At 69.5% G+C, this 26,908-nt stretch carries 1 protein-coding gene (cut by both window edges); it reads left to right on the top strand.

All 26,908 nt of this window come from inside a single coding sequence — locus NMI01S_RS10135, non-ribosomal peptide synthetase, on the top strand. Of the gene's 50,361 coding nucleotides, 6,142 precede the window and 17,311 follow it; the stretch shown corresponds to coding positions 6,143–33,050 (codon 2,048, partial, through codon 11,017, partial); the first codon wholly inside the window starts at position 3. Both the start codon and the stop codon lie outside the window.

The following is a 26,908-nucleotide window of genomic DNA, read 5'->3' as shown; positions in this document are numbered from 1 at the left end:
GCGATGGTGCGGGAGAACTGCTGCCCGCCTATATGGTGCCGTCCGCGTTCATGGTGCTGGACGCGATCCCGCTGACCGTCAACGGCAAATTGGACCGGCGTGCGCTGCCCGCGCCGCTGTTCGAGATCCGTGCCTTCCGCGCGCCGTCCACGCCGATCGAGGAAATCGTCGCCCAGGTCTTCGCCGACGTGCTGGATCTGCCGCGGGTCGGTGTCGACGACGATTTCTTCGAACTGGGCGGCAACTCGCTCGTCGCTACCCAGGTCGCCTCGCGATTGGGGATCGCGCTCGACACCCGGGTGCCGGTACGGGTGCTGTTCGAGGCGCCGACCGTGGCCGCGCTCGCGGCCCGCGTCGAATCCCAGGCCGGTGACGGCGCTCGAAAGGCGCTGGTGGCCCGGCAGCGGCCCGCCGAGGTGCCATTGTCGCTGGCGCAGCAGCGCATGTGGTTCCTGAACCGGTACGACACCACATCGGCGGTCAACAACATTCCGGTCGCGATCCGGCTGTCCGGTGAGCTCGACGTGGCGGCGCTGCAGGTCGCGGTCATCGACGTGATCGACCGGCACGAATCGCTGCGTACGGTGTTCCCGGAGACCGGTCGCGCACCGGTGCAGGTGGTGCTCGACGCCGCGCAGATCGTTCCCGACCTGACTCCGGTACCGGTGACCGAGGCCAATCTGATCGAGCATCTGGTCGAGCTGGCGTCGATGGCCTTCGACGTCACCAACGAAGTGCCGTTGCACGCCAGTCTCTTCGAGATCAGCGAGACCGAGTACGTGCTCGGCATGGTGGTGCACCACATCTCCGCCGACGGCTGGTCGATGGGTCCGCTGGCCCGCGACGTCATGGTGGCCTACGCCGCGCGGACCAGCTGGGAGCAGCCGGCCTGGACCGAACTGCCGGTCCAGTACGCCGACTACGCGCTGTGGCAGCGCGAGACGCTCGGTTCCGAAGACGATCGGAACTCGTTGATCTCCAAGCAGATTCAGTACTGGTCCGATGAGCTGGCGGAGCTACCGGACGAGTTGACGCTGCCTTCGGATCGGCCGCGTCCCGCGGTGTCGAGCTATCGGGGCGGTACATACAGTTTCGTGATCTCGCCCGAGATCCAGTCGCGGCTGGCCGAACTCGGCCGGCGGCACAACGCCTCGCTGTTCATGGTCATGCACGGCGCCCTGGCCGTGCTGCTGGCCCGCATATCGGGTACCTCGGATATCGCGATCGGCACCCCGGTGGCCGGTCGCGGTGAGGCGGCGCTGGACGACCTGATCGGTATGTTCGTCAACACCCTGGTGCTGCGGACGAATGTCGATGCCGGGGCGAGTTTCGCCGAATTGCTGGCCGATGCGCGCAATACCGATCTGCAGGCTTTCGCTCATGCGGATGTGCCGTTCGAGCGGCTGGTGGAGGTCCTCAACCCGGCGCGCTCGCAGTCGCGGCATCCGCTGTTCCAGGTCGCGCTGTCGTTCGAGAATCTGCCCGAACGCAACTTCGAGCTACCCGGATTGCGGGTCACCACGGTCGATTTCGATGTCGAGACCGCGAAATTCGATCTGGCCCTGACCCTGCGCGAGGCCGGCACGGTGAGCGAGACCGGCATGCTCGCCGAAATCTCCTTCGCCCGTGACCTTTTCGACGAGTCGACGGTGGCGACCATTGCCGAGCGGTTCGTGCGGTTGCTCGAGGCGATCACCACCGCCCCGGATGCGCCCGTCGGCGATCTGGAGATGCTGTCCGGCCGGGAGCGGGCGGAGCTGCTCGAGCGTTCCGGCGGCGCGCCCGTCGCGCCCTCGACTCTGCCCGAGCTGATGTCGGCCGCGGTAGCCGCCAACCCCGACGGTCAGGCCGTGATCTTCGAGGGCCGGTCGCTGACCTACGCCGAATTGGATGCCGCGGCGAATCGTCTCGCCCGCACGTTGATCGCACACGGCGCCGGACCCGAAGTCGTGGTGGCGATCGCCGTCGCGCGCTCGGTCGAATCGGTGCTGGCGCTGTGGGCCGTGACCCGCACGGGTGCCGCCTTCCTGCCGGTCGATCCCGCCTATCCGGCGGATCGCATCGCGCACATGGTCTCCGATTCCGGTGCGCTGCTGGGTATTACGGTGAACGCCGAACTCGACGCGCTGCCCGCGCCGGTCGGCGGTACCTGGCTGGCGATCGACGACCCGGCCTTCGCGGCCGAGGTCGCGCAGTGCTCCGCCGATCCGGTCACCGACCGCGATCGGCGCGCCGCGCTGCGACCGGACAACGCCGCCTACGTCATCTACACCTCGGGCTCCACCGGTCTGCCCAAGGGTGTGGTGGTGAGCCATGCGGGCTTGGCCAACTTCAGCGCGCTGCAGGTCGAGCACTACGGGCTCGATCGGGACACGCGCGCGCTGGCCTTCGCTTCTCCGTCGTTCGACGCGTCGGTGCTCGAGTTGCTGCTCGCCGTCGGCTCGGCCGGCGGTCTCGTGGTGGTGCCGCCGGGTACCTACGGCGGTGACGAACTCGGCGCGTTGATCGCGCGTGAGCGGGTCACCGTCGGCCTGATCACGCCGTCGGTGCTGGCGTCGCTGGACCCCGCGGCGCTGGCCGGAATGTCGGTCATCATCGCCGGCGGCGAAGCGCTGTCGGCCGATCTGGTCGCGAAATGGTCTGTACTGCCGCGCCTTTCGAATACCGGAAACGGTTCGCATCCGCCGGTGGAACGGCGCTTCCACAACGCCTACGGTCCCACCGAGGCGACGATTGCCACCAACATCAGCGCTCCGCTGCGGCCGGGTGCCCCGGTCACCATCGGCGGCCCGGTCCGCGGAATGCGGGCCCTGGTCCTCGACAGCCGCCTGCGCCCCGTCCCGGAGGGCGTCACCGGGGAGCTCTACGTCTCCGGCATTCAACTGGCCCGCGGGTACCACGCGCGGGCCGGCCTGACCGCCGAGCGATTCGTCGCCGATCCGTACGGTCCCGCGGGCAGCCGCCTGTACCGCACCGGCGACGTGGTGCGCTGGCGACGCGACGCGACGGGTGCGGCAGCGGCGGAGTATGTGGGCCGCAACGACTTCCAGGTCAAGATCCGCGGCTTCCGCATCGAACTCGGCGAGATCGACGCCACCCTGACCAGCCACGAGTCGGTCGATTTCGCGGTCACCATCGGTCATCGGGCCGACAGCGGTGTGACCATGCTGGTGTCGTACCTGCGGGCAGTGCCCGGTCGGGCCATCGACGTCGATGCGGTGTCTGCCTATGCGGCGCAACGGCTTCCGGCCTACATGGTGCCGACCGCGCTGGTGGTTCTCGAGGAGATCCCGCTGACTCCGGCGGGCAAACTGGATCGCCGGGCGCTGCCGGCGCCCGAACTCGCCGCCCGCGAATTCCGGGCTCCGGCCGGTCCGATCGAAGAACTGGTCGCGAACACCTTCGCCGACCTGCTCGGCGTCGAACGAGTCGGCGCCGACGACGATTTCTTCGCCCTCGGCGGCAACTCGCTGATCGCCACCCAGGTGACGGCGCGGCTCGGTGCCGCGCTGGGCGTCGAGGTCGGTGTGCGCGCGCTGTTCGAGGCGTCGACCGTGGCCGGACTGGCCGCGCTGGTCGGGCTGCAGACGAGTTCCGGTGCCCGGCAGGCGCTTTCGCCGCAGCCGCGGCCGGAACGTCCGCCGTTGTCGTTGGCGCAGCAGCGGATGTGGTTCCTCAACCGGTTCGATACCGACTCGGCGGCGAACAACATCCCGATCGCCGTGCAGCTGCGCGGTGACCTCGATCCGGCCGCCCTGCGCGGCGCGGTCGCCGATGTCGTCGCCCGTCACGAATCGCTGCGCACCATCTACCCGTCGCACGACGGCGTCGGTTATCAGCAGGTGCTGCCGGCCGCGCACGCGGTGCCCGAGATCGAGACGATCGAGCTGCACGACGAGCACGATGCCGCTGAGCTCGTCGTATCGGTCACCGACTTCGCCGAACGCGGTTTCGACGTCACCACCCAGCCGCCGCTACGGATGCGGCTCTACCGCCGCAGCGACGACGACCACGTCCTGGTCGTCGTCGCCCACCACATCGCCGCGGACGGCTTCTCCATGCGTCCGCTGGTGCGCGATCTGATGACGGCGTATCTGGCCCGCACCGCGGGTACGGTGCCGAACTGGCCACCGCTGGCGATCCAGTACGTGGATTACGCCTTGTGGCAACGTGATGTCCTCGGTTCGGAGAACGATCCGCGGTCGTTGATCTCCACCCAGCTCGACTACTGGCGCACGACCCTGGGCGGTTTGCCCGACGAACTGCGGCTGTCCAACCGGCCGCGGCCGGCGGTCGCGTCCAATGCGGCCGGTACCCACCGCTTCCAGGTCCCGGCCCATCTGGTCGAGGCGCTGAACCGGCTGGCCCGCGCCCAGCAGACCACGTTGTTCATGGTGGTGCACAGCGCGTTCGCCACCCTGTTGTCGCGGTTGAGCGGCACCGACGACATCGCCATCGGTATCCCGGTCGCGGGGCGTGGTGAGCAGGCGCTCGACGATCTGGTCGGCATGGTCGTCAACACGCTGGTGTTGCGCGCCGAGGTGGATACGACCGCCTCGTTCACCGACCTGCTGGCCTTGGTACGCGAACGTGATCTGGCGGCCTTCGCGCATGCGGGGGTGCCCTTCGAGCGGCTGGTCGAGGTGTTGAATCCGGCCCGCTCGCAGGGCCGGCATCCGCTGTTCCAGGTGATGCTGACCTTCCAGAACACCGGTCCGAGCGCGCTGGAGCTGCCCGGACTGGCGGTCTCCGAGCTGCGCATCGATCCGCCCACGGCGAAGTTCGACCTCCAGTTGACCCTGACCGACAGCACCGAGCCGGGTGCCGAGGCCACCGGCATGGATGCCGAACTCGTCTATGCCACCGACCTTTTCGACGCCGCCTTCGCCCGGACTTTCGCGGCGCGACTGCTGCGGGTGTTCGAGACGGTCACCGCCGATCCGGCGATCGTGGTCGGCGAGATCGAACTGCTGGATCCGGCCGAGCGCGCGCTGCTCGTGCGGCATTGGAACGAGACGGCGTTCGAAATCGACGCGGCGCTGCCGCGTACGTCCGGCGACGCCGCTCAGACGCTGATTTCGCTGTTCGAGGCGCAGGTGGCGCGCACGCCGGAGGCGACCGCGATCACCTTCGAGGGGACGAGTCTGTCCTACGCCGAATTCGCCGAGCGGGTGCACCGTCTGGCGCGTCACCTGGTGGCCGCCGGTGTCGGGCCGGAGTCGGTGGTGGCGCTGGGCATGCGGCGTTCGATCGAGTTGGTGGTCGGAATCTACGCGGTGACCGCCGCCGGCGGCGCGTATCTGCCGCTGGATCCCGATCATCCGGCCGAGCGCATCGGCTACATCGTCGAGACCGCGCGCCCGGCGATGATCCTGACCTCGAGCGCGGACCGGATCGGGGATGCCTTCGCCGAGTTGCCCGCCGGTGCGGCCGTCGTTGCCGTCGACGAAGTCGATCTGTCGGAGCACTCGGCCGAGCCGCTCACCGACGCGGATCGGCTGGCGCCGCTGCACCCGGGCGACACCGCCTACGTGATCTTCACGTCGGGTTCGACCGGTCGGCCGAAGGGTGTGGCGGTACCGCACTCGGCGATCGTCAACCGCCTGGTATGGATGCACGCCCAGTACGGGCTGGCGGCCTTCGATGTGGTGCTGCAGAAGACCCCGTCGACGTTCGACGTGTCGGTCTGGGAGTTCTTCTGGCCCTTGCAGATCGGCGCGCGGCTGGTGGTGGCGAAGCCGGACGGGCATCGGGACCCGGCCTATCTGGCGGAGCTGATCGCGGCCGAGGGTGTCACCGTCGCCCACTTCGTGCCGTCGATGCTGGCGGTCTACCTGACCGCGCTGGGCTCCGAGGCCGGCGCGGGCAGCGCGTTGCGCCACGTCTTCGCCTCCGGTGAGGCGCTGCCGGCGCAGACGGCGCAGCAGTTGCGTGCCGTGACCGGCGCTCGGTTGCACAACCTGTACGGGCCCACCGAGGCCGCGGTCGACGTCACCTATCACGAGGTGGTCGACGCCGACACCACGGTCGTGCCGATCGGCGCTCCCGTCTTCAACACCCAGGTCTACGTGCTGGATTCGCGGTTGCGGCCGGTGCCGGCGGGGGTCGCGGGTGAGCTGTATCTGGCGGGCGCGCAGCTCGCCCACGGGTACGTCGGCCGGATGGATCTGACCGCGGATCGCTTCGTGGCCAATCCGTTCGGCACCGGTGAGCGGATGTACCGTACCGGTGACCTGGTGTATTGGAGCCCGGCGGCCGCCAACGGCGGTACCGGAGCGGGCGGCGAACTGGTCTATCTGGGCCGCACCGACTTCCAGGTGAAGTTGCGTGGTCAGCGCATCGAACTCGGCGAGATCGAGTCCGCCCTGACCGCGATGGACGCGGTGGCGCAGGCCGTCGTGGTGGTGCGCTCCGACGATCGACTCGGCGATCAACTGGTGGCCTATCTGGTCCCGTCCGGTGCCGACATCGATATCGACGCGGTGAAATCCGGTCTGGCACAGCAGCTTCCGTCCTACATGGCGCCGAACGCGTATGTCGTGCTGGACGAGCTCCCCCTCAACGCCTCGGGCAAACTCGATCGTCGTGCCCTGCCCGCCCCGACCTTCGAGGCGAAGGTGTTCCGGGCGCCGACCACGTCGGTGGAGCAAACCGTCGCCGACACCCTGGCCGCGGTGCTGGGTGTGGAGCGGGTCGGCCTGGACGACGACTTCTTCGAACTCGGCGGCAACTCGCTGATCGCCACCCAGGTAGCCGCCCGCCTGGGCGCGGCCCTGGACACCCAGGTCGCCGTGCGGACGCTGTTCGAGGCGACCACGGTCGCGGCACTGGCCGCACGGGTGGAATCCCATGCCGGAGAGGGCAGCCGGGTTCCGCTGGCGCCGCGCACCCGCCCGGCGCTGGTTCCGTTGTCGCCGGCGCAGCAGCGGATGTGGTTCCTGAACCGGTTCGACAACCGCACCGCGGTGAACAACATTCCGGTCGCGATCCGGTTGACCGGCGAACTCGACGTCGCGGCGCTGACCGCCGCGGTGACCGATGTGCTGGCCCGCCACGAGGTGCTGCGCACCGTGTACCCGGCTGTCGCCGGTGTCGGCTACCAGCAGGTGCTGCCGGTATCGCAGGTCGCTCTCGATCTGACGCCCGAACCGGTGACCGCGGCCGAATTGCCCGCGCGCATCGAACAACTCGTCGGTGTGTTCTTCGACGTCACCCTCGAGATCCCGTTCCGGGCGACGCTGCTCGAGCTCGATCGGAACGAGCACGTCGTCGTCCTGGTGATGCACCACATCAGCAGCGACGGTTTCTCGCTGCGGCCGCTGCTGCGCGATGTCGTCTCGGCCTACGCCGAACGCACGCGCGGGGAGGCGCCGGCGTGGACGCCGCTGCCGGTGCAGTACGCCGACTACGCGCTGTGGCAGCACGAGGTCCTGGGCGACGAGAACGACCCGGAGTCCCCGGCCGCGCGCCAGATCGCGTACTGGAGCGCGCAGCTGCGCGATCTGCCGGATCAGATCGAGCTCCCGGCCGACCGGCCTCGCCCGGAGGTGGCCGACAATGCCGGTGCGACCCATGGCTTCTCGATCGACGCGGAGCTGCACGCCGCCCTGACCGAACTGGCTCGTGCCCGGGGCGTCACGCTGTTCATGCTCGTGCACGCCGTGCTGGCTACCTGGGCGGCGCGGCTGTCGGGCACCGACGACATCGCCATCGGTACCCCGATCGCGGGCCGCGGTGAGGCCGCGCTCGACGATCTGGTCGGCATGTTCGTCAACACGCTCGTATTGCGCACGCCGGTGCGTTCGGAGGCGAGCTTCACCGACGTGCTGGACGAGGTGCGTCGCACCGATCTGGCCGCCTTCGCGAACGCGGACGTGCCGTTCGAGCGGCTCGTCGACGTGCTCAGCCCGGTCCGGTCGCAGGCCCACCATCCGCTGTTCCAGGTGGCCTTGACCTTCGAGGCCGCCGGCCAGGCGGACGCGACCACGGTCGCCCTGCCCGGACTGAACCTCGACGTCGTCGAATTCGACGCGGGCACGGCGAAATTCGACCTGCAGCTGACCGTCGGTGAGAACGTCACCGGCGGCCTCGACCTGCTGTGGAACTACGCCACGGATCTGTTCGACCCGGAGACGGTCGCCGCCTTCTCCGACCGGTTCGTGCGGATTCTGCACACCGTGGTCGAGGACCCCGCGGCCGTCGTGGGCGATATCGATCTGCTCGGCGAGGCCGAGCGCATCGACGTCGCCGATCGCTGGGTCTCCTCGGGCCGGGACAACGTCTCCGGACGGTTCGCGGACGAGTCGGTGACCCTGTCGGATCTGTTCGACGCCGTCGCCGCCGCGCATCCGGACCGGGTCGCGGTGACCTTCGGCGGTGACCGGCTGACCTACGCGTCGCTGGATCAGCGCGCCAATCAGCTCGCCCGCCGCCTGATCGACGAGGGTGCCGGCCCGGGCAGCCTGGTCGCGGTGATGCTGCCGCGCTCAGCCGATCTCGTGGTCGCGCTGCTGGCCGTCGTCAAATCCGGCGCCGGGTACGTGCCGGTCGATCCGACCTATCCCGCCGAACGCATCGCGTACGTGCTCGAGGACTCGCGGCCCGCGGCGCTCGTCGTCGACAGTTCGGTGACCGTGGATCCGGCCGGGCCGGCCGCCGAGATCGTCGCGGCCCTGCCGACCGTCCTGATGGACGATTACGGTATCGACGTCCCGGATATGGTCGACGCCGGGGAGACACCGATCACCGATGCCGATCGCCTGGCGCCGCTGACGGCCGACACCGTCGCCTATGTCATCTACACCTCCGGGTCCACCGGCCGGCCGAAGGGTGTGGCCGTCGAACACCGGAACGTGGTGCGGCTGTTCGCCAACACCGATCGCGAATTCGGTTTCGGCGCCGACGACGTGTGGACGCTGTTCCACTCGTTCGCCTTCGACTTCTCGGTGTGGGAGCTGTGGGGCCCGCTGCTCTACGGCGGCCGCCTCGTGGTGGTCGACTACTACACTTCGCGCTCGCCGGAACAGTTCCTGGAACTCCTGCGGCGCGAACAGGTCACGGTGCTCAACCAGACGCCGTCGGCGTTCTACCAACTGGCCGAGGCCGATCGCAACGCCGCGCCCGCGGTCTCTCAGCCGCGCCCGAACGTGGTGGCGCCGCTGGCGCTGCGGTACGTGGTGTTCGGCGGTGAGGCACTGGAACTGCGCCGGCTCGCCGACTGGGTGGCTCGCCACGGCGACGGGCACGGCCCGGACGCCCGTCCGGGGTCGCCGAAGCTGGTCAACATGTACGGCATCACCGAGACCACGGTGCACGTCTCGCATCGCGTGCTGGATGCCGAAACCATCGCCACCGCAACGGGTTCGATCGTAGGCCGGGCCATCGCCGGGCTGCGCGTGTACGTGCTCGACGACCGATTGCATCCGGTACCGGTCGGCGTCGCCGGCGAAATGTATGTGGCCGGACCGCAGCTGTCCCGCGGCTACCTGGGCCGGCCCGATCTGACCGCGGCCCGGTTCGTCGCCGATCCGCTGGGTGCGCACGGAACCCGCCTGTATCGCACGGGTGACGTCGCGCGCTGGAACCGGTTCGGAGAACTGGAATATCTCGGCCGCGCCGACGACCAGGTCAAGGTGCGCGGTTTCCGCATCGAACTCGGTGAGATCGAGGCCGCGATACTGGCCCAGCCGGGACTCGCGCAGACCGCCGTGGTGGTGCGCGAGGACCAGCCGGGCGATCAGCGCATCGTCGCCTATCTGGTGCCCGACGGCGGCGCACCCGATCTGGACGCGGTCCGCGCCGGAGCGGCCGAGCTGCTGCCGTCCTACATGGTGCCCGCGGCATTCGTGGTGCTCGATCGAATTCCTTTGACCGTCAACGGGAAACTGGATCGTCGGGCGCTGCCCGCCCCGGCCGTGCAGGCCCGGGCTTTCCGGGCGCCGCAGACCCCTGTCGAGGAGACGGTGGCCGCGGTGTTCGCCGACGTCCTCGACCTGGACCGGGTCGGGCTCGACGACGACTTCTTCGACCTCGGCGGCAACTCGCTGATCGCGACCCGGGTCGCGGCCCGGATCTCCGACGCGCTCGGCGTCCCGGTCGCGGTGCGGGCGCTGTTCGAGGCGTCCACCGTGGAGGCGCTGGCCGCCAAGGTGGAATCGCATACCGGTGGTGAGGCCCGGCAGCGGCTGGTCGCGCGTCCGCGGCCGGAGCTGGTGCCACTGTCCTACGCCCAGCAGCGGATGTGGTTCCTCAACCAGTACGACACCTCCGCGGCGGCCTACAACCTGCCGTTGGCGATCCGGCTTTCCGGTGAATTGGACACCGCCGCACTCGAATTGGGGATCTTCGATGTGATCCGCCGCCACGAGTCGCTGCGCACCCGGTACCCGGAGCACGGCGGCACCCCCACCCAGTTGGTGGTTCCGGCCGAACGGATCCCGCTGGATCTGCGCGCCTACCGCATCGACGAGGCCGAGCTGACCAGTGCGCTGGCAGAGTTCGCCGCCATCGGATTCGATGTGGCCGAGCAGGTTCCGCTGCGCGTGCGCCTGTTCGAGGTGCATCCGGACGAGCACGTGCTCGTGGTCGTGGTGCACCACATCGCCGGTGACGGTATCTCGATGGGGCCGCTGGCTCGTGACGTGATGACCGCCTACACAGCGCGCACCCAGGGTGGTGCTCCGGGCTGGGCGCCACTGGCCGTGCAGTACGCCGACTTCGCGATCTGGCAGCGCGAGGTCCTCGGCACGGAGGACGATCCGAGGTCGGTGCTGGCCCGGCAGATCGCCTACTGGCAGCAGGCGCTCGACGGTGTTCCCGACGAGCTGTCCCTGCCGACCGACCGGCCGCGCCCGACGGCGGCCTCGCATCGTGGCGCGACGCTGCGCCGCACCCTCTCGCCGGAATTGATCTCGGCGCTGGAAGAGGTTGCGCGGCAACGCGGTTCATCATTGTTCATGGTCGTGCACGGTGCGCTGGCGGTGTTGCTGGCCCGGCTGTCGGGTACCGACGACATCGCGATCGGTACGCCGATCGCGGGCCGTGGTGAGGCCGCGCTCGACGATCTGGTCGGCATGTTCGTCAACACGCTGGTGCTGCGCACCGAGATCGACCGTGGCGAACCCTTCGCCGCGCTGCTCGACCGGGTCCGCCACGTCGACCTCGAGGCCTTCGGCAACGCCGACGTGCCGTTCGAGCGACTGGTGGATGTGCTCGCGCCGGAGCGGTCGCAGGCCCGCAACCCGCTGTTCCAGGTGGCGCTGTCGTTCCAGAACATGGAGCGGGCGACGCTGGAGCTGCCCGGCCTGACCGTGTCCGCGCTCGAACTCGACGAGCACATCGCACGCTTCGATCTGCAGTTCACGCTCGCGGAACAGGACGCGTCGCGGATGGCGCTGGCGTTGACCTACGCCACCGATCTGTTCGACGAGGCGACCGCCGAAGCGATCGTGGTGCGCTGGCTGGGCGTGCTCGAGGCGATCGCCGCCGACCCCGATGTGCCGGTGGGCCGGATCGAGATCCTCGATGCGGCCGAGCGTGCCGATCTGGTCTCCCGGACCGGTGGTTCCGCCCTGCCGGGTGGCCGCCTGCCGGACCTGCTGGCTGCCTCGGTAGCCCGTAATCCGTTGGGCGAGGCCGTGGTTCACGGTGACGTCCGGCTCACCTATCGCGAGCTCGACGAGCGGTCCAACCGCCTGGCGCGCCTGCTGATCGCGCAGGGCGTCGGCCCCGAGGACCTGGTGGCGATCGCGGCCCCGCGTTCGGCGCATTCGTATCTCGCCCAGTGGGCGGTGGCGAAGTCCGGTGCGGCCTTCCTGCCGATCGATCCCACCTATCCGGCCGACCGCATCCTGCACATGGTCACCGATTCCGGGACCCGGATCGGCCTGACCACCGCCGAGGCGGTGGACGATCTGCCCGATTCGGTGAACTGGCTGGTCCTGGACCGGATCACCGAGACCGAGCTGGCCGCTTTCGCCGGCGAGGCGATCACCGATGCCGATCGGGTGCGTCCGCTGCACCCGCAGCATCCGGCCTACATCATCTACACCTCCGGTTCCACCGGTGTGCCCAAGGGTGTCGTGGTGCCGCACGCCGGTCTGGCGACCCTGAACGCCGAGCAGATCGAGCGGTACGGGCTGGACACCGAGTCGCGCACCCTGCACTTCTCGTCCCCCAGTTTCGACGCCTCGGTCATGGAGCTGCTGTACGCACTCGGCCCGGGCGGCACCCTGATCGTGGTTCCGGCCGGTGTGTTCGGTGGATCCGAGCTGTACGACCTGATCCGGCGCGAGCGGGTGACGCATCTGTTCAGCACCCCGGCGGTGCTGGCCACGATCGAACCCGCGGGGCTGGACAGCGTGCGGATGATCGCCGTCGGTGGTGAGTCGTTCACCCAGGATCTGATCGCCAAGTGGGCGATCCCGATCGGTGACGGTCACGACCGGCGCGTGCGTGGCTTCTACGACATCTACGGTCCGACCGAGGCCACCATCGTGGTCAACATCGGCGAACCGCTGCTGCCCGGTGATTCGGTCACCATGGGCGGTCCGATTCGCGGCGTGCGGTCGCTGGTGCTGGACAACCTCCTGCAGCCGGTGCCCGACGGTGTCGTCGGCGAGCTGTACGTCTCCGGTATGGCGGTGACGCGCGGTTATCTCGGCCGCCCGGGTCTGACCGCCGACCGGTTCGTCGCGAACCCGTTCGTTCCGGGTGAGCGCATGTATCGCACCGGTGACGTGGTGCGCTGGACCTCGCGCCAGCTGCCCGACGGCGACGTCGAGAACCGCATCGAGTACATGGGCCGCTCGGACTTCCAGGTGAAGGTCCGCGGCTTCCGTATCGAGCTGGGCGAGATCGACGCCGCGCTCGCCTCCCATCCGGCGGTGGACTTCGCCGTGACCGTGGGGCACCGCAGCAGCACCGGCGCCGTCTCGCTGGTTTCGTATGTCACTGCGGCGCAAGGGCGTTCGATCGACGTCGGGGCGATCACCGACCACGCCGCCGAGCGGCTGCCCGGGTACATGGTGCCCGCGTCGATCATGGTGCTGGACCGGATTCCGCTGACCCCGGCCGGCAAGCTGGACCGCCGTGCGCTGCCGGCGCCGGTCTTCGCGTCAGACGTCGCGTTCCAGGCCCCGCGTACGCCGTTGGAGCACACCATCGCCGAGGTGTTCTGCGAAGTGCTCGGCCTGGATCGGGTCGGTATCGAGGACTCGTTCTTCGCGCTGGGTGGCGACAGCATCGTGTCCATCCAGCTGGTGTCGCGGGCCAAGGCCCGGGGCGTGGTGTTCTCTCCGCGCGATGTGTTCGAACAGCGGACGGTCGCCGGGCTGGCGGCCGTGGCGCGGACCGGCGACGCCCAGGGGGCGGCGCCCGTCCGGCTGGCCGAACTTCCCGGCGGTGGCGTCGGTACCATGCCGTTGACGCCAGTGGTCCGGTTCATGATGGAGCGGCCGGGTTCGATCCGGCGCTTCAACCAGACCGTGGCGCTGGAACTTCCGGCGGGAATCGATCGGGCGGGTATCGCCGCCACGGCCGGTGCCGTCATCGACCGCCACGACATGCTGCGGGCCCGGCTGCGCCGGCACGCGGGTGCGGAGTGGATCGTCGAGACCGCCGAGCCCGGCACCGTGGATGTCGACGCGCTGATCGACCGGGTGGAGTTCGATCCGGCGATCGACGACGACGCCCTGTTCGACCTCGCGACCGCCGCCCTGAACGAGACCCTGGATCGCCTGGATCCCGAAGCGGGCGTGGTGATCCGGTTCCTCTGGCTGGATCCGGCGCGGTCCGGTGAACGCGCCGGCCGGCTGGTCGTCGTCGCCCATCACCTGGTGATCGACGGCGTCTCCTGGCGCATCCTGGTCCCCGATTTCGTCATGGCGTGGGGACAGATCTCGGCCGGGCAGACCCCCGAGCTGGCCCCGGCGGCGACCAGCATGCGCACCTGGGCTCATGCCCTGGAGCGGGTGGCGGCCGAGCGCGCCGGTGAACTCGAGCGGTGGCTCGAGGTCGTCGAGGGTCCGGACCCGCTGTTCACCCGACGCCCGATGGACCCGCTGGTCGATGTCTCCGCGGTGCTGGAGCGGCACCGGGTGCAGACCTCCGCCGAGGTGACCCGGACGCTGCTGACCACGGTTCCGGCACTGTTCCACGGTGGGGTGAACGATGGCCTGGTGACCGCACTGGTGCTGGCCGCGGCCGCTTGGCGGGCGCGCCGGACCACCCCGTCCGATTCGCTGCTGATGCGGATGGAGGGCCACGGCCGCGAAGAGGATCTGGTCCCGGGTGCGGACCTGTCTCGGACCGTGGGGTGGTTCACCTCGATCTTCCCGGTCCGCTTCGATCTGACCGATATCGACGTCGAGGCCGCGCTGACCGGCGGTCCGGCGATGGGCGCCGCGATCAAGGCGGTCAAGGAGCAGTTGCGGGCCGTCCCGGACAAGGGTCTGGGTTACGGACTGTTGCGCTACCTGAACGAGGAGACCGCGCAGCGGTTGCCGGATCAGTTGCCCGGCCAGATCAGCTTCAACTACCTGGGCCGGGTCGCCGACGGTGCGATTCCCGACGCGCTGCGCGGATTCGGCTGGATTCCCGCGCCCGAATTGGGTTCGCTCGGTGGCGATTACGACGCCGATATGCCGGTGATGGCGCCGCTGGACATCAACGCCATCGTGGTCGGTGACGAGCTGATCGCCACCATCGGCTATCCGAGCACCCTGCTCGACGCCGAGGCGGTCGCCGAATTCGGTCGCCTGTGGGCCGCGGCCGTGGAAGCCGTTGCCCAGCACGCGGAATCGGCGCAGGCCGGCGGCCACACGCCGTCGGACTTCCCGCTGGTGCCCAGCACGCAGCGCGATATCGACGAGTGGGAGCGGCGCTTCCCGGCCCTCACCGACGTGTGGCCGCTGTCGGCCCTGCAGGCCGGCCTGCTGTTCCACGCGCAGCTGGCCTCGGCCTCGGTCGACGTCTACACCGCGCAGGCCGTCCTCATCCTGACCGGGCGAGTGGACGCGGCCCGATTGCGTTCGGCCGCACAGGCACTGGTCGATCGGCACGAGAGCCTGCGGGCCGCCTTCGTCTCCGATGCCGAGGGCAACCCGGTGCAGGTGGTCCTCGACGAAGTCGACCTGGCCTGGATCGAGCACGACCGCCGGGCCAGTGGCGATTTCGCCGACCTGATCGAAGCCGATCGGATGGATCGCTTCGATCTGGCGGCGCCGCCGCTGATCCGCTTCACCCTCATCCAGGTCGCCGACGACAGCTGGCGGCTGGCGGTGTCCAACCACCACATCCTGCTGGACGGCTGGTCGATGCCGCTGCTGATGCGGGATCTGCTGGTGCTCTACGCCACGCACGGCGACGCCGCCGCGCTGGCACCGGTGCGCTCGTACCGGTACTTCCTGGAATGGGCTGCGCAGCAGGATCATTCGGCTTCGATCGAGGCCTGGAGGCAGGCCCTGGCCGGGGTCGACGAGCCCACTCTGCTGACCCGTCCGGACGCCGGCCGGGAAATCACCGCGCTCGCGGGCGAGTACGTCTTCGATCTCGGTGCGGAGACCACCGGGCGGCTCACCGCGCTCGCGAGCGAGCTCGGCGTCACGGTCAATACCGTGCTGCAGGCGGCCTGGGGCGTCCTGCTCGGCCGGTGGACCGGCCACGACGACGTGCTGTTCGGCACCACCGTGTCCGGCCGGCCGCCGCAGCTGACCGGCGTCGAATCGATGGTCGGCCTGTTCATCAACACGGTGCCCGTGCGGATCCGCTTCGACGAATCGGAATCGACGCGGGATCTGCTGCGGCGGGTGCAGGGCGAACAGGCGGATCTGTTCGACCACCACTACGTCGGTCTGGCGGAGATCCAGGCCGCGGCCGGTGTCGGCAATCTGTTCGACACCCTGGTGGTGTTCGAGTCGTATCCGGTCGATGCCGAGGGAATTCAGGCCCAGGCCGCCGATATCGACGGTATGGCCGTCACCGGCCTCGACGCCACCGACGCCACGCATTATCCGCTGACGCTGATCGTGCAGCTCGACACGCTCGCGGACGAGCAGAATGCGACCGGCCCGCGGCAGAACCTGCGGATCCGGGCGGGCTACCTGCAGGATCTGTTCGAGGAGAGCACGGTCCGGCGGATCGCGGATCGGCTGGTGCGGGTGTTCGAATCGATGACCGCCGCTCCGGATATCGCGCTCGGTGACATCGATCTGCTCGAGGCCGGCGAGCGCGACCTGCTCGTCTCGCGCTGGAACAGCACCGAATTCGACACCGCCGCCGCCCTGGCCGAGCGTGACATCGCCCGGCCCGACTTGGTCGCGACGTTCGAAGCTCAGGTGGCACGCACCCCGGACGCGCCCGCGCTGACGTTCGAGGGGACAAGTCTGTCCTACGGCGAGTTCGCGGCACGCGCCAACAGCCTGGCGCACTGGCTGATCGAGCGCGGCGTGGGCCCGGAGACGCTGGTCGCCCTGGGGATGCGGCGTTCGCTCGATCTGCTGATCGGGATGTACGCGGTGGCCACGACCGGCGCGGCCTACGTGCCGCTGGACCCGGACCACCCGGCCGAGCGCACCCGCTACATCCTCGCCACCGCCGATCCGATGTGCGTGCTGACCTCAGGTGCCGATCTCGAGATCGACACCGCGCAGGTCCGGATCGATCTGCTGGATCTGTCGGGCTATTCGGCCGAGCCGGTGACCGATCGGGAACGCCGGGCGCCGTTGCGTCCCGAGAACACGGCCTACGTGATCTTCACCTCCGGCTCGACCGGACGGCCCAAGGGCGTGGCGGTCTCGCACGCGGCGATCGTCAACCGCCTGGTCTGGATGCAGGCGCAGTACGAGCTCACCGCCGCGGATGTGGTGTTGCAGAAGACCCCGTCCACCTTCGACGTGTCGGTGTGGGAGTTCTTCTGGCCGTTGCAGATCGGTGCGCGGCTGGTGGTCGCGAAGCCGGAGGGACATCGGGATCCGGGCTATCTGGCCGAGCTGATCACCGCCGAAGGGGTCACCGTGACCCACTTCGTGCCGTCCATGTTGTCGGTGTTCGTCATGGAACCGGCGGTGGCGCAGTGTGTTTCGCTGCGCATGGTCTTCGCCTCCGGTGAGGCGCTGACGCCGAAGTCCGCTCATCGCCTGCGTGAACTCACCGGGACCGAGGTGCACAACCTGTACGGTCCGACCGAGGCCGCGGTCGACGTCACCTATCACCGGGTGGTCGACAGTGATGTCGAGGCCGTGCCGATCGGCCGGCCTGTGTTCAATACCCGGGTCTACGTGCTCGACGCGCGTCTGCGCCCGGCGCCGGTGGGTGTCGCGGGTGAGCTGTATCTGGCGGGCGATCAGCTGGCCCGCGGGTACGTCTCGCGCGCCGAGCTGACGGCGGACCGCTTCGTCGCCAACCCGTTCGGGCAGGCCGGTGCGCGCATGTACCGCACCGGCGACCTGGTGATGTGGAATGCCGACGGCGAACTGAACTATCTGGGCCGCACCGACTTCCAGGTGAAGTTGCGTGGTCAGCGCCTCGAACTCGGCGAGATCGAGGCCGATCTCGCCGCGCTCGACGAGGTCTCGCAATCGGTCGTGGTGGTCCGCAGCGATCAGCGCACCGGCGATCACCTGGTGGCGTATGTCGTTGCGGCACCGGGCCGTACGGTCGAGCCGGAGGCGGTGCGCGACGAGCTGGCGCAGCGTCTGCCCGCCTACATGGTGCCGTCCGTGGTGATGGTGCTCGACGAGCTGCCGCTCAACGCCTCGGGCAAACTCGATCGCCGCGCGTTGCCGGCGCCCGTCTTCGAGGCCGCGGTCTTCCGCGCGCCGAACACGCCGGTGGAACAGATCGTCGCCACCACGTTCGCCGAGGTGCTGGGCGTCGACCGGGTCGGCCTGGACGACGACTTCTTCGCCTTGGGCGGCAACTCGCTGATCGCCACCCAGGTGGCGGCGCGGCTGTCGGCATCGCTGGACGCGCAGCTGGGCGTGCGTGAGATCTTCGAAGCGTCCACGGTCGCGGCCCTGGCCGCCCGTGCGGAATCCGGCGCCGGGACCGTGGCGCGGATGCCGCTGGTGCCGCAGGTGCGTCCGGAACGCATCCCGCTGTCGCTGGCACAGCAGCGGATGTGGTTCCTGAACCGCTTCGATCCGGAATCGGCCGTCGACAACATCCCGATCGTTGTGCGGCTGTCCGGCCTGCTGGATCGGCAGGCGCTGCACATCGCGGTCGCCGACGTGATCGCCCGGCACGAATCGCTGCGGACCCGCTACCCCGAGGTCGACGGCGCGGCGTACCAGGAGATCATGCCCACCGGGGGAGTGATTCCCGATCTGACCCCGGTGGAGGTGAGCGAGAACGAACTGCCGCTGCGGCTTTCCGAACTCGTCCTGACCGGATTCGACGTGACGGCCGAGCCGCCGTTCCGAGCGCGGCTGTTCGAGATCAGCCCGACCGAACACGTGCTGGCCGTGGTGGTGCACCACATTTCCGGCGACGGGTTCTCGATGGGACCGTTCGCCCGGGACGTGATGATCGCCTACGGCGCGCGAGTCGAGGGCGGTGAGCCCGGCTGGCGGCCGCTCGAGGTCCAGTACGCCGACTTCGCGCTCTGGCAGCGCGCCGTGCTGGGGTCGGAGAACGATCCGAATTCGACGATCTCCCAGCAGATCGCGTTCTGGAAGCAGACCCTCGGCGGCGCGCCGGAACAGCTGGATCTGCCCTCCGATCGGCCGCGGCCGGCCGTGGCGTCCGGACGCGGCGGGATCCACACCTTCGAGATCGGTGCGGAGGTGCAGGCCCGCCTCGCCGATCTGGCCCGCGATCGCGGTGCCACCATGTTCATGGTGGTGCACGCGGCGCTCGCCGTGCTGCTGTCCCGGTTGAGCGGTGAATCCGACATCAACATCGGTACGCCGGTGGCCGGTCGCGGTGACAAGGCGCTCGACGACATGATCGGCATGTTCGTCAACACCCTGGTGCTGCGCACGGAGATCGACGGCGCCACCACCTTCGGCGATCTGCTGCAGACGGTGCGCAGCGGCGATATCGCGGCCTTCGGGCATGCGGATCTGCCGTTCGAACGACTGGTCGAGATCCTCAACCCGCGTCGTTCGCAGGCCCGCAACCCGCTGTTCCAGGTGCTGCTGTCGCTGCAGAACACCCGCCAGACCACCCTGGAACTGCCGGGCCTGACCGTCGGTGGCGTCGAATTGCCCACCGAGACAGCGAAATTCGATCTCGCGGTGGAGCTCACCGAGCGGTTGCGCCCGGCCGAGGCCGGTGGCCACGGCGGGATGGAACCGGCCGGCATCACCGCCAAGTTCGTCTATGCGACGGACCTGTTCGACCCCGAGACCGTGGTCGGCTTCGCCCAGCGTTTCGTGCGCATCCTGAGGGCCGTCACCGCTGCTCCGGATCGGCCGGTCGGTGATCTGCCGGTCCTGGACACCCGGGAGGCGGCCCAGCAGCTGCGCGGCTGGAATTCCACCGCGGTCACCGTCGGCTCACCGGTTTCGATGTCCGAGCTGCTGGACGCGCAGGCGCAGGCGACCCCGGAGGTCGTCGCGGTCGTTGACCGGTCGGCCGCCGACCGGGTGGCGGCCGTATCGATCGCGCCGACGCTGACCTACGCGGAACTGACCGGTCGTGTGCATCGCCTGGCGCGCCGGCTCATCGCCGCCGGTGTCGGCCCGGATGTGCGGGTGGTGCTGGGTATGCGCCGCTCGGTCGATCTGGTGGTCGCGATCCACGCGGTGCTCGCCGCCGGTGGTGCGTACGTGCCGCTCGACCTCGACCAGCCGGAGGAGCGCATCGCGCACGTCGTGGCGACCGCGGCACCCGGCTGTGTGCTGACCACTTCTCGCGACGCCTTCACCGTGGGCGACGTACCGGCACTGGTCGTGGACGAGCTGGATCTGTCCGAGTTCGCCGACGATCCGATCACCGATGCGGACCGGATCGCGCCGCTGCGGGCGCAGCATCTGGCCTATGTGATCTTCACCTCCGGTTCCACCGGCCGCCCGAAGGGCGTCGGGGTGAGCCACGGCGCCCTGTACAACCAGATGCGCTGGCTCATCACGGAATTCGGTCTCGGTGCCGAGGATGTGGTGCTGTACAAGACCCCGGCGACCTTCGACGCCTCGGTCTGGGAGCCGCTGGCTCCGCTGGCGGTGGGCGCGCGCGTCGTGATCGCGAGCCCCGACGGTCACCGCGATACCGACTTCCTGCGCGAAGTCATCGCCGCCGAGCGCATCACGCGGGCCTCGTTCGTGCCGTCGCTGCTGACCGTCTTCGCCGGTACCGCCGATGCCGAGGCACTCGGCTCGCTGCGGGCGCTGCTGGTCGGTGGTGAGAGCTTCACCGGTGACACCATCCGGGCGTTCCGGCGACTCGGACTGTCCGACGTGACGCTGGTCAACCTGTACGGCCCGACCGAATTCACCGTCAACGCGACCTATTCGGTCGCGCCGTCCGACGGCGACCGCGTCCCGGCGACCCTGCCGATCGGCATGCCGGTGTGGAACACCCAGGCCTATGTACTGGATTCACGTCTGCACCCGGTTCCCTCCGGGGTTACCGGTGAGCTGTATCTGGCGGGCGACCAGCTGGCCCGAGGCTACGTCGGGCGCGCCGGCCTGACCGCCGAGCGGTTCGTCGCGAACCCGTTCGGCGCCGCTGGAACGCGGTTGTACCGCACGGGTGACCTGGTCGCCCGGGACCGCGACGGCGTGCTGTTCTACCGCGGCCGCAGCGACTTCCAGGTGAAGCTGCGCGGTCTGCGCATCGAGCCGGGCGAGATCGAATACGCACTGCTGGAACATGATTCGGTGGCGCAGGCGGTCGTCCTGGTGCGTTCGGGCGAACGCACCGGCGAGCGGCTGGTCGCGTACGTGGTGCCGGCCGATCCGGCCGTCGAGCCGCGTGAGCTGGACGCCGAGTTGCGCACCCGGCTGGCCGGCGCACTGCCGTCCTACATGGTGCCGTCGGCGATCGTGGTCCTGGACGGGCTGCCGCTGAGCCCCAACGGCAAACTCGATCGCCGTGCCCTGCCCGAGCCGGCCTTCGAGGTCCGCGAGTTCCGGGCCCCGGCCACGCCGATCGAGGAGATCGTCGCCAACACCTTCGCCGAGGTGCTCGGCCTCGACGCCGGCACCCGCGCGGTGGGCGTCGACGACGACTTCTTCGAACTCGGCGGCAACTCGCTGATCGCGACCCAGGTGGTGGCCCGCCTCGGCAGCGCGTTGAACACCCGCATCCCGGTGCGGCTGCTGTTCGAGGCGCCGACGGTGGGTGCGCTGGCCGCCCGGGTCGAGGGCCGCGCCGGTTCCGGCCGCCAGGAATTGGTGGCCGGGCCGCGGCCGGACCGTATTCCGCTGTCGCTGGCGCAGCAGCGCATGTGGTTCCTCAACCGCTTCGACCAGCAGTCCGCGGCCTACAACGTGCCGATGGCGGTGCGGTTGACCGGCACCCTGGATATCGACGCGCTGCGCGCGGCGATCGACGATCTGGTGATCCGGCACGAGGTGCTGCGCACGGTCTATCCGCAGACCGACAGCGGCCCGGTGCAGGTGATCCTCGCGCCGTCGCAGGTCGGCATCGAACTCGAGGTGCGCACGGTGACCGCGGCCGAGGTCGAAGCCGCCGTCGTCGAACTCAGTTCGACCATCTTCGACGTCACGCGCGAGGTTCCGCTGCGGGTGACGCTGTTCGAGATCGCCGCCGAACCGGGGCAGCCGCACACCGGCGAGTACGTGCTCGCGATGGTCGTGCACCACATCTCCGGTGACGGTTCCTCGATGGGGCCGCTGACCCGGGATCTCATGATCGCTTATGCGGCACGTTCCGCAGGTGCGGCGCCGGGCTGGGCCCCGCTGCCGATCCAGTACGCCGACTACAGCGTCTGGCAGCGCGCCGTGCTGGGCGACGAGGACGATCCGGAATCGCCCGCGGCCAAGCAGATCGACTACTGGCGTTCGGCCCTGGCCGATCTGCCGGATCAGCTGGATCTGCCTGCCGACCGCCCGCGCCCGGCCGTGCAGTCGTTCGCCGGTGGCAAGGTGCCGGTCGAGATCGGCGCCGACATCCACGCCGCGCTGGCCGATTTGGCGCGGGCCGAGGGTGCGACGCTGTTCATGGTCGTGCACACCGCGCTGGCGGTGCTGCTGGCCCGGCTCTCGGGAACCGACGACATCGCGATCGGTACGCCGATCGCGGGCCGTGGTGAGGCCGCGCTCGACGATCTGGTCGGCATGTTCGTCAACACCCTGGTCTTCCGGACCCGGGTGGCCGGCGGCGAATCCTTCACTGATCTGCTGGCCAGCCAGCGCGCCATCGACATCCAGGCGTTCGCCAATGCCGATGTGCCGTTCGAGCGCCTGGTCGAGGTGCTCAACCCGGTGCGGTCGACGGCGCGGCATCCGCTGTTCCAGGTCGGCCTGTCGTTCCAGAACCTGGCGCAGACCAACCTCGAACTGCCGGGGCTCACGGTCTCCGGCATCGACTTCGATACGCGGCTGTCGCAGTTCGACCTGCATCTGATCGTCGCCGACACCTACAGCGAATCCGGTGCACCGGAAGGCCTCAGTGGCGTACTCACCTACGCCACGGACCTTTTCGACCACGCCACGGTGGTCGGATTCGTCGAGCGGTTCCAGCGGCTGCTGGCCGCCGTCGTCGCCGCGCCGCGGGCCGCGGTCGGCGACTACGACCTGCTCGAGCCGGCCGAGCGCCGGGCCCTGGTGGTCGACCGCAACGCCACCGCTCACGCTGTCGATCAGGAGGCGACCCTCACCTCCCTGTTGGCCGCGACCGTGGCCGCGCAGCCGAAGGCGGAGGCCCTGGTCGGCCCCGAGGGTGAGACGCTGACCTACGCCGAGCTGGGCGACCGGGTGAACACGCTGGCCCGGAAGCTGATCGAGGCGGGCGTCGGCCCGGAGGCCCGGGTGGCGCTGGCGCTGCGGCGCTCGGTGAATCTGGTGGTGGCCATGTACGCCGTGGCCGCGGCCGGTGGCGCCTATGTGCCGGTGGATCCCGATCAGCCGGCCGAGCGCACCGACTACATCCTCGGTACCGCGGCACCGGTCTGTGTCCTGACCGATGCCGAGACCGCGTTCGACACCACCCTGGCGCCGGTCGTGCGGATCGACGAGGTGGAACTGTCCGGCTACGCGAGTGCCCCGGTCGCCGATGCCGATCGGATCGCGCCGCTGCGCGCGTCGAACACGGCGTACGTGATCTTCACCTCCGGTTCGACCGGCCGCCCCAAGGGCGTGGCCGTGTCGCATGCCGCGATCGCGAACCAATTGCAGTGGAAGACAGCCGAATTCGGCCTCGATTCCTCGGACGCCGTCCTGCTCAAGACCGCGGCGACCTTCGACCTGTCGGTCTGGGAGTTCTGGAGTGCCGCGGTCTGCGGTGGCCGCCTGGTGATCGCGGCGCCCGATGGGCATCGCGACCCGACCTACCTGAACCAGCTGATGGAACGGGAATGGGTCACCACTCTGCACGTGGTGCCGTCGATGCTGGACGCCCTGGTCGCCGACGGGTTGCCCGATTCGGTCTGGCGCGTACTGGCCATCGGCGAGGCGCTGCCCGCGAGCCTGGCGCAGCGGCTGCGTACCGAGGCGCCGCGCACCGAGCTGTTCAACCTCTACGGTCCGACCGAGGCGGCCGTCTCGATCACCACGCATCGGGTGACCGCCGCCGACACCACCTCGGTGCCGATCGGCGTCCCGGAGTTCAACAGCGGTGTGTACGTGCTCGACGACCGGCTGCACCCGGTGCCGGCCGGGGTGTCGGGTGAGCTGTACCTGACGGGCGCTCAGCTGGCGCGCGGCTACTTCGGCCGGGCCGATCTGACCGCCGAGCGGTTCGTCGCGAGCCCCTTCGGCACCGGCGAGCGGATGTACCGCACCGGTGACCTGGTGGCCTGGAACGCCGCGGGCGAACTGGAATACCGCGGTCGCATCGACTTCCAGGTGAAGATTCGCGGTTTCCGCATCGAACTCGGCGAGATCGAGTCGGCGCTGCTGGCGTTGCCGCAGATCGCGCAGACCGCGGTGGTGGCCAAGTCGGATCCGCGCGTGGGCGACCGGCTGGTCGCCTACCTGGTGCCGGCCGACGCGCCGATCGACGTGGAAAGCGTTCGTGCCGAGCTGCATTCGACGTTGCCGTCCTACATGGTCCCGGCTGCCTTCGTCGAGCTGGCCGAGCTGCCGCTCAACGTGAACGGCAAACTGGACCGGCGCGCACTGCCCGAGCCGGAGTTCGAAGCGGCGGTCTTCCGGGCGCCGGAGACGCCGATCGAGGAGGCGGTCGCGACCGTCTACGGCGAGGTCCTGTCCGTCGAGCGCGTCGGCCTGGACGACGACTTCTTCGCGCTCGGCGGTAACTCGCTGCTCGCGACGCAGGTCGCCGCTCGCCTGGGCGCACTGCTGGACACCCACGTGCCGGTGCGGACTCTGTTCGAGGCCTCGACGGTCGCCGGTCTGGCCGCAAAACTCGCCCAGCACGCGGGTGGCGGTGGCCGCCCGGCGCTGACCGCGCAGCACCGCACCGATCGGGTCCCGCTGTCGCTGGCGCAGACCCGCATGTGGTTCCTGAACCAGTTCGACACCACCTCGGCGGTGGACAACATCCCGGCCGCGATCCGGCTGTCCGGTGCGCTGGACATCCCGGCGTTGCGTGCCGCCGTCGCGGATCTCGTTGCCCGGCACGAGATTCTGCGTACCGTCTACCCCGAAACGGCCGGCGGACCGGTGCAGCAGGTGCTGTCGCCGGCGCAGGTCTCGGTGCGGTTCGACATCGTCTCGGTCACCGAGGACGAGGTGATGGGCGCGGTCGCCGATGCGGTGGCGACCGGATTCGACGTGACCACCGAGATCCCGTTCCGGATCCGGTTGTTGCAGCTGAGCGCCGAGGACTTCGTCCTGGTCTTCGTGGCCCAGCACATCGCGGCCGACGGCTGGTCGATGGGTCCGCTGACCCGCGATCTGATGGTCGCCTACGCGGCGCGCGCCGAGGGTGAGGCGCCGGCCTGGGCGCCGCTCCCGGTGCAGTACGCGGACTTCAGCATCTGGCAGCGTGACCTGCTCGGCTCCGAGGACGATCCGGAGAGCCTGCTGCGGGCTCAGGCCGACTACTGGCGGTCGGCTCTGGCCGGCCTGCCGGACGAGCTGAACCTGCCCGCGGACCGGCCCCGGCCGACCGTGCAGTCGTTCCGCGGCGGGAAGGTCACCTTCGAGATCGATCCCGCACTGCACGAGCAGTTGCAGCGGATCGCGCGCGAGCACAACGCCACCATGTTCATGGTGGTGCACAGCGCCCTCGCGGTACTGCTGGCCCGCTTGTCGGGGACCGACGACATCGCGATCGGCACCCCGATCGCCGGTCGCGGCGAGGCCGAACTCGACGACCTGATCGGCATGTTCGTCAACACGCTGGTCCTGCGCACCCACGTGCCGGGTGGATCGACGTTCGGTGAACTGCTCGCGGCCGCCAAGGATGCGGATCTGCAGGCATTCGCCCATGCCGACATCCCGTTCGAGCGGCTGGTGGAACTGCTCAACCCGGAGCGGTCCACCGCCCGGCACCCGCTGTTCCAGGTGGCGCTGTCGTTCGCGAACCTGCCCGAGGGTTCCTTCGAACTGCCCGGCCTGCGGGTCTCGGCCGTCGACTTCGATGTCGACACCGCGAAGTTCGACCTGTCGCTGACCGTCCGCGAAATCGGCCACGGCGGCGGTATGTATGCCGAATTCTCTTATGCGCGTGACCTTTTCGACGAGGAGACGGTCGCCGTATTCGCCCGTCGGTTCACCCGCTTGCTGGCGGCGATCACCACCGAGCCGCAGACGCCGGTCGGCGATCTGGCGCTGCTGGACGCGGCCGAATACGAGCTGTTGACCCACGTCCACGGTGACGACGTCATGGCGACCGGCCTCCTGCCGGATCTGATGAGCCACGGCCTGCGCTTGGGCCGCGATCGCATCGCGGTGCGCTACAACGGCCGATCCATCACCTACGGCGAACTCGACGAGCGGTCCTCGCGGCTGGCGCGGGTGCTGATCGAGCGTGGTGTCGGACCGGAGAAGCTGGTCGCGGTCTCGTTCCCGCGGTCGTTCGAGATGGTGCTGGCCGTGCTCGCGGTAACCAAGGCCGGCGGTGCGCACGTCCCGGTCGATCCGACCTACCCCGAGGATCGGGTGCGGCACATGCTCACCGATTCCGGTGCGGTTCTGGGCATCACCGGGTCGCGGCATGTCGATGCCTTGCCCGCGGACGTGGACTGGCTGGTCCTCGACGCCGAGACCACGGCCGAGTTGTGCGCGGCGCAGCCGGCCACCCCGATCACCGATGCCGACCGGCTGCAGCCGCTGCGCATGTCGCATCCGGCCTACGTCATCTACACCTCCGGTTCGACCGGTATGCCCAAGGGCGTGACGGTCACCCACGCGGGTCTCGGCGGTCTCGCCGACGTGGCGACGGGACTGTACGAGCTGGAGCCGCACCATCGGTTCCTGCAGATCTGTTCGCCGAGCTTCGACCCGTCGGTGCTGGAATGGGTGTGCGCCTTCTACACCGGCGCGACGCTGGTCATCGTGCCCGCCGAGATCATCGGTGGTCCGGAGTTGGCGCAGTTGCTGCGAGCCGAGCAGGTGACCCACACCATCATCACGCCCGCGGTGCTGGGCACGATGGATCCGGAGGGTCAGCAACAGCTGCTGGTCACCTCGGTCGGTGGCGATGTCACCACGCCGGAGCTGCTGGCGAAGTGGCAGCCGGGGCGTAAGTACTTCAACGCCTACGGTCCGACCGAGACCACGATCATCTCCTCCTACGCCCGGCTGTTCCCGGGGCAGCACATCACCATCGGCTCGCCGGTGCACGGCATGTCGGCGCTGGTGCTGGACGCTCGGAT

The sequence above is a fragment of the Nocardia mikamii NBRC 108933 genome (assembly GCF_001613505.1).
GTDB classification, from domain to species: domain Bacteria; phylum Actinomycetota; class Actinomycetes; order Mycobacteriales; family Mycobacteriaceae; genus Nocardia; species Nocardia mikamii.
The sequence above is the reverse complement of the archived record's forward strand: the minus strand, read 5'-3'. Positions and strand labels throughout refer to the sequence as shown.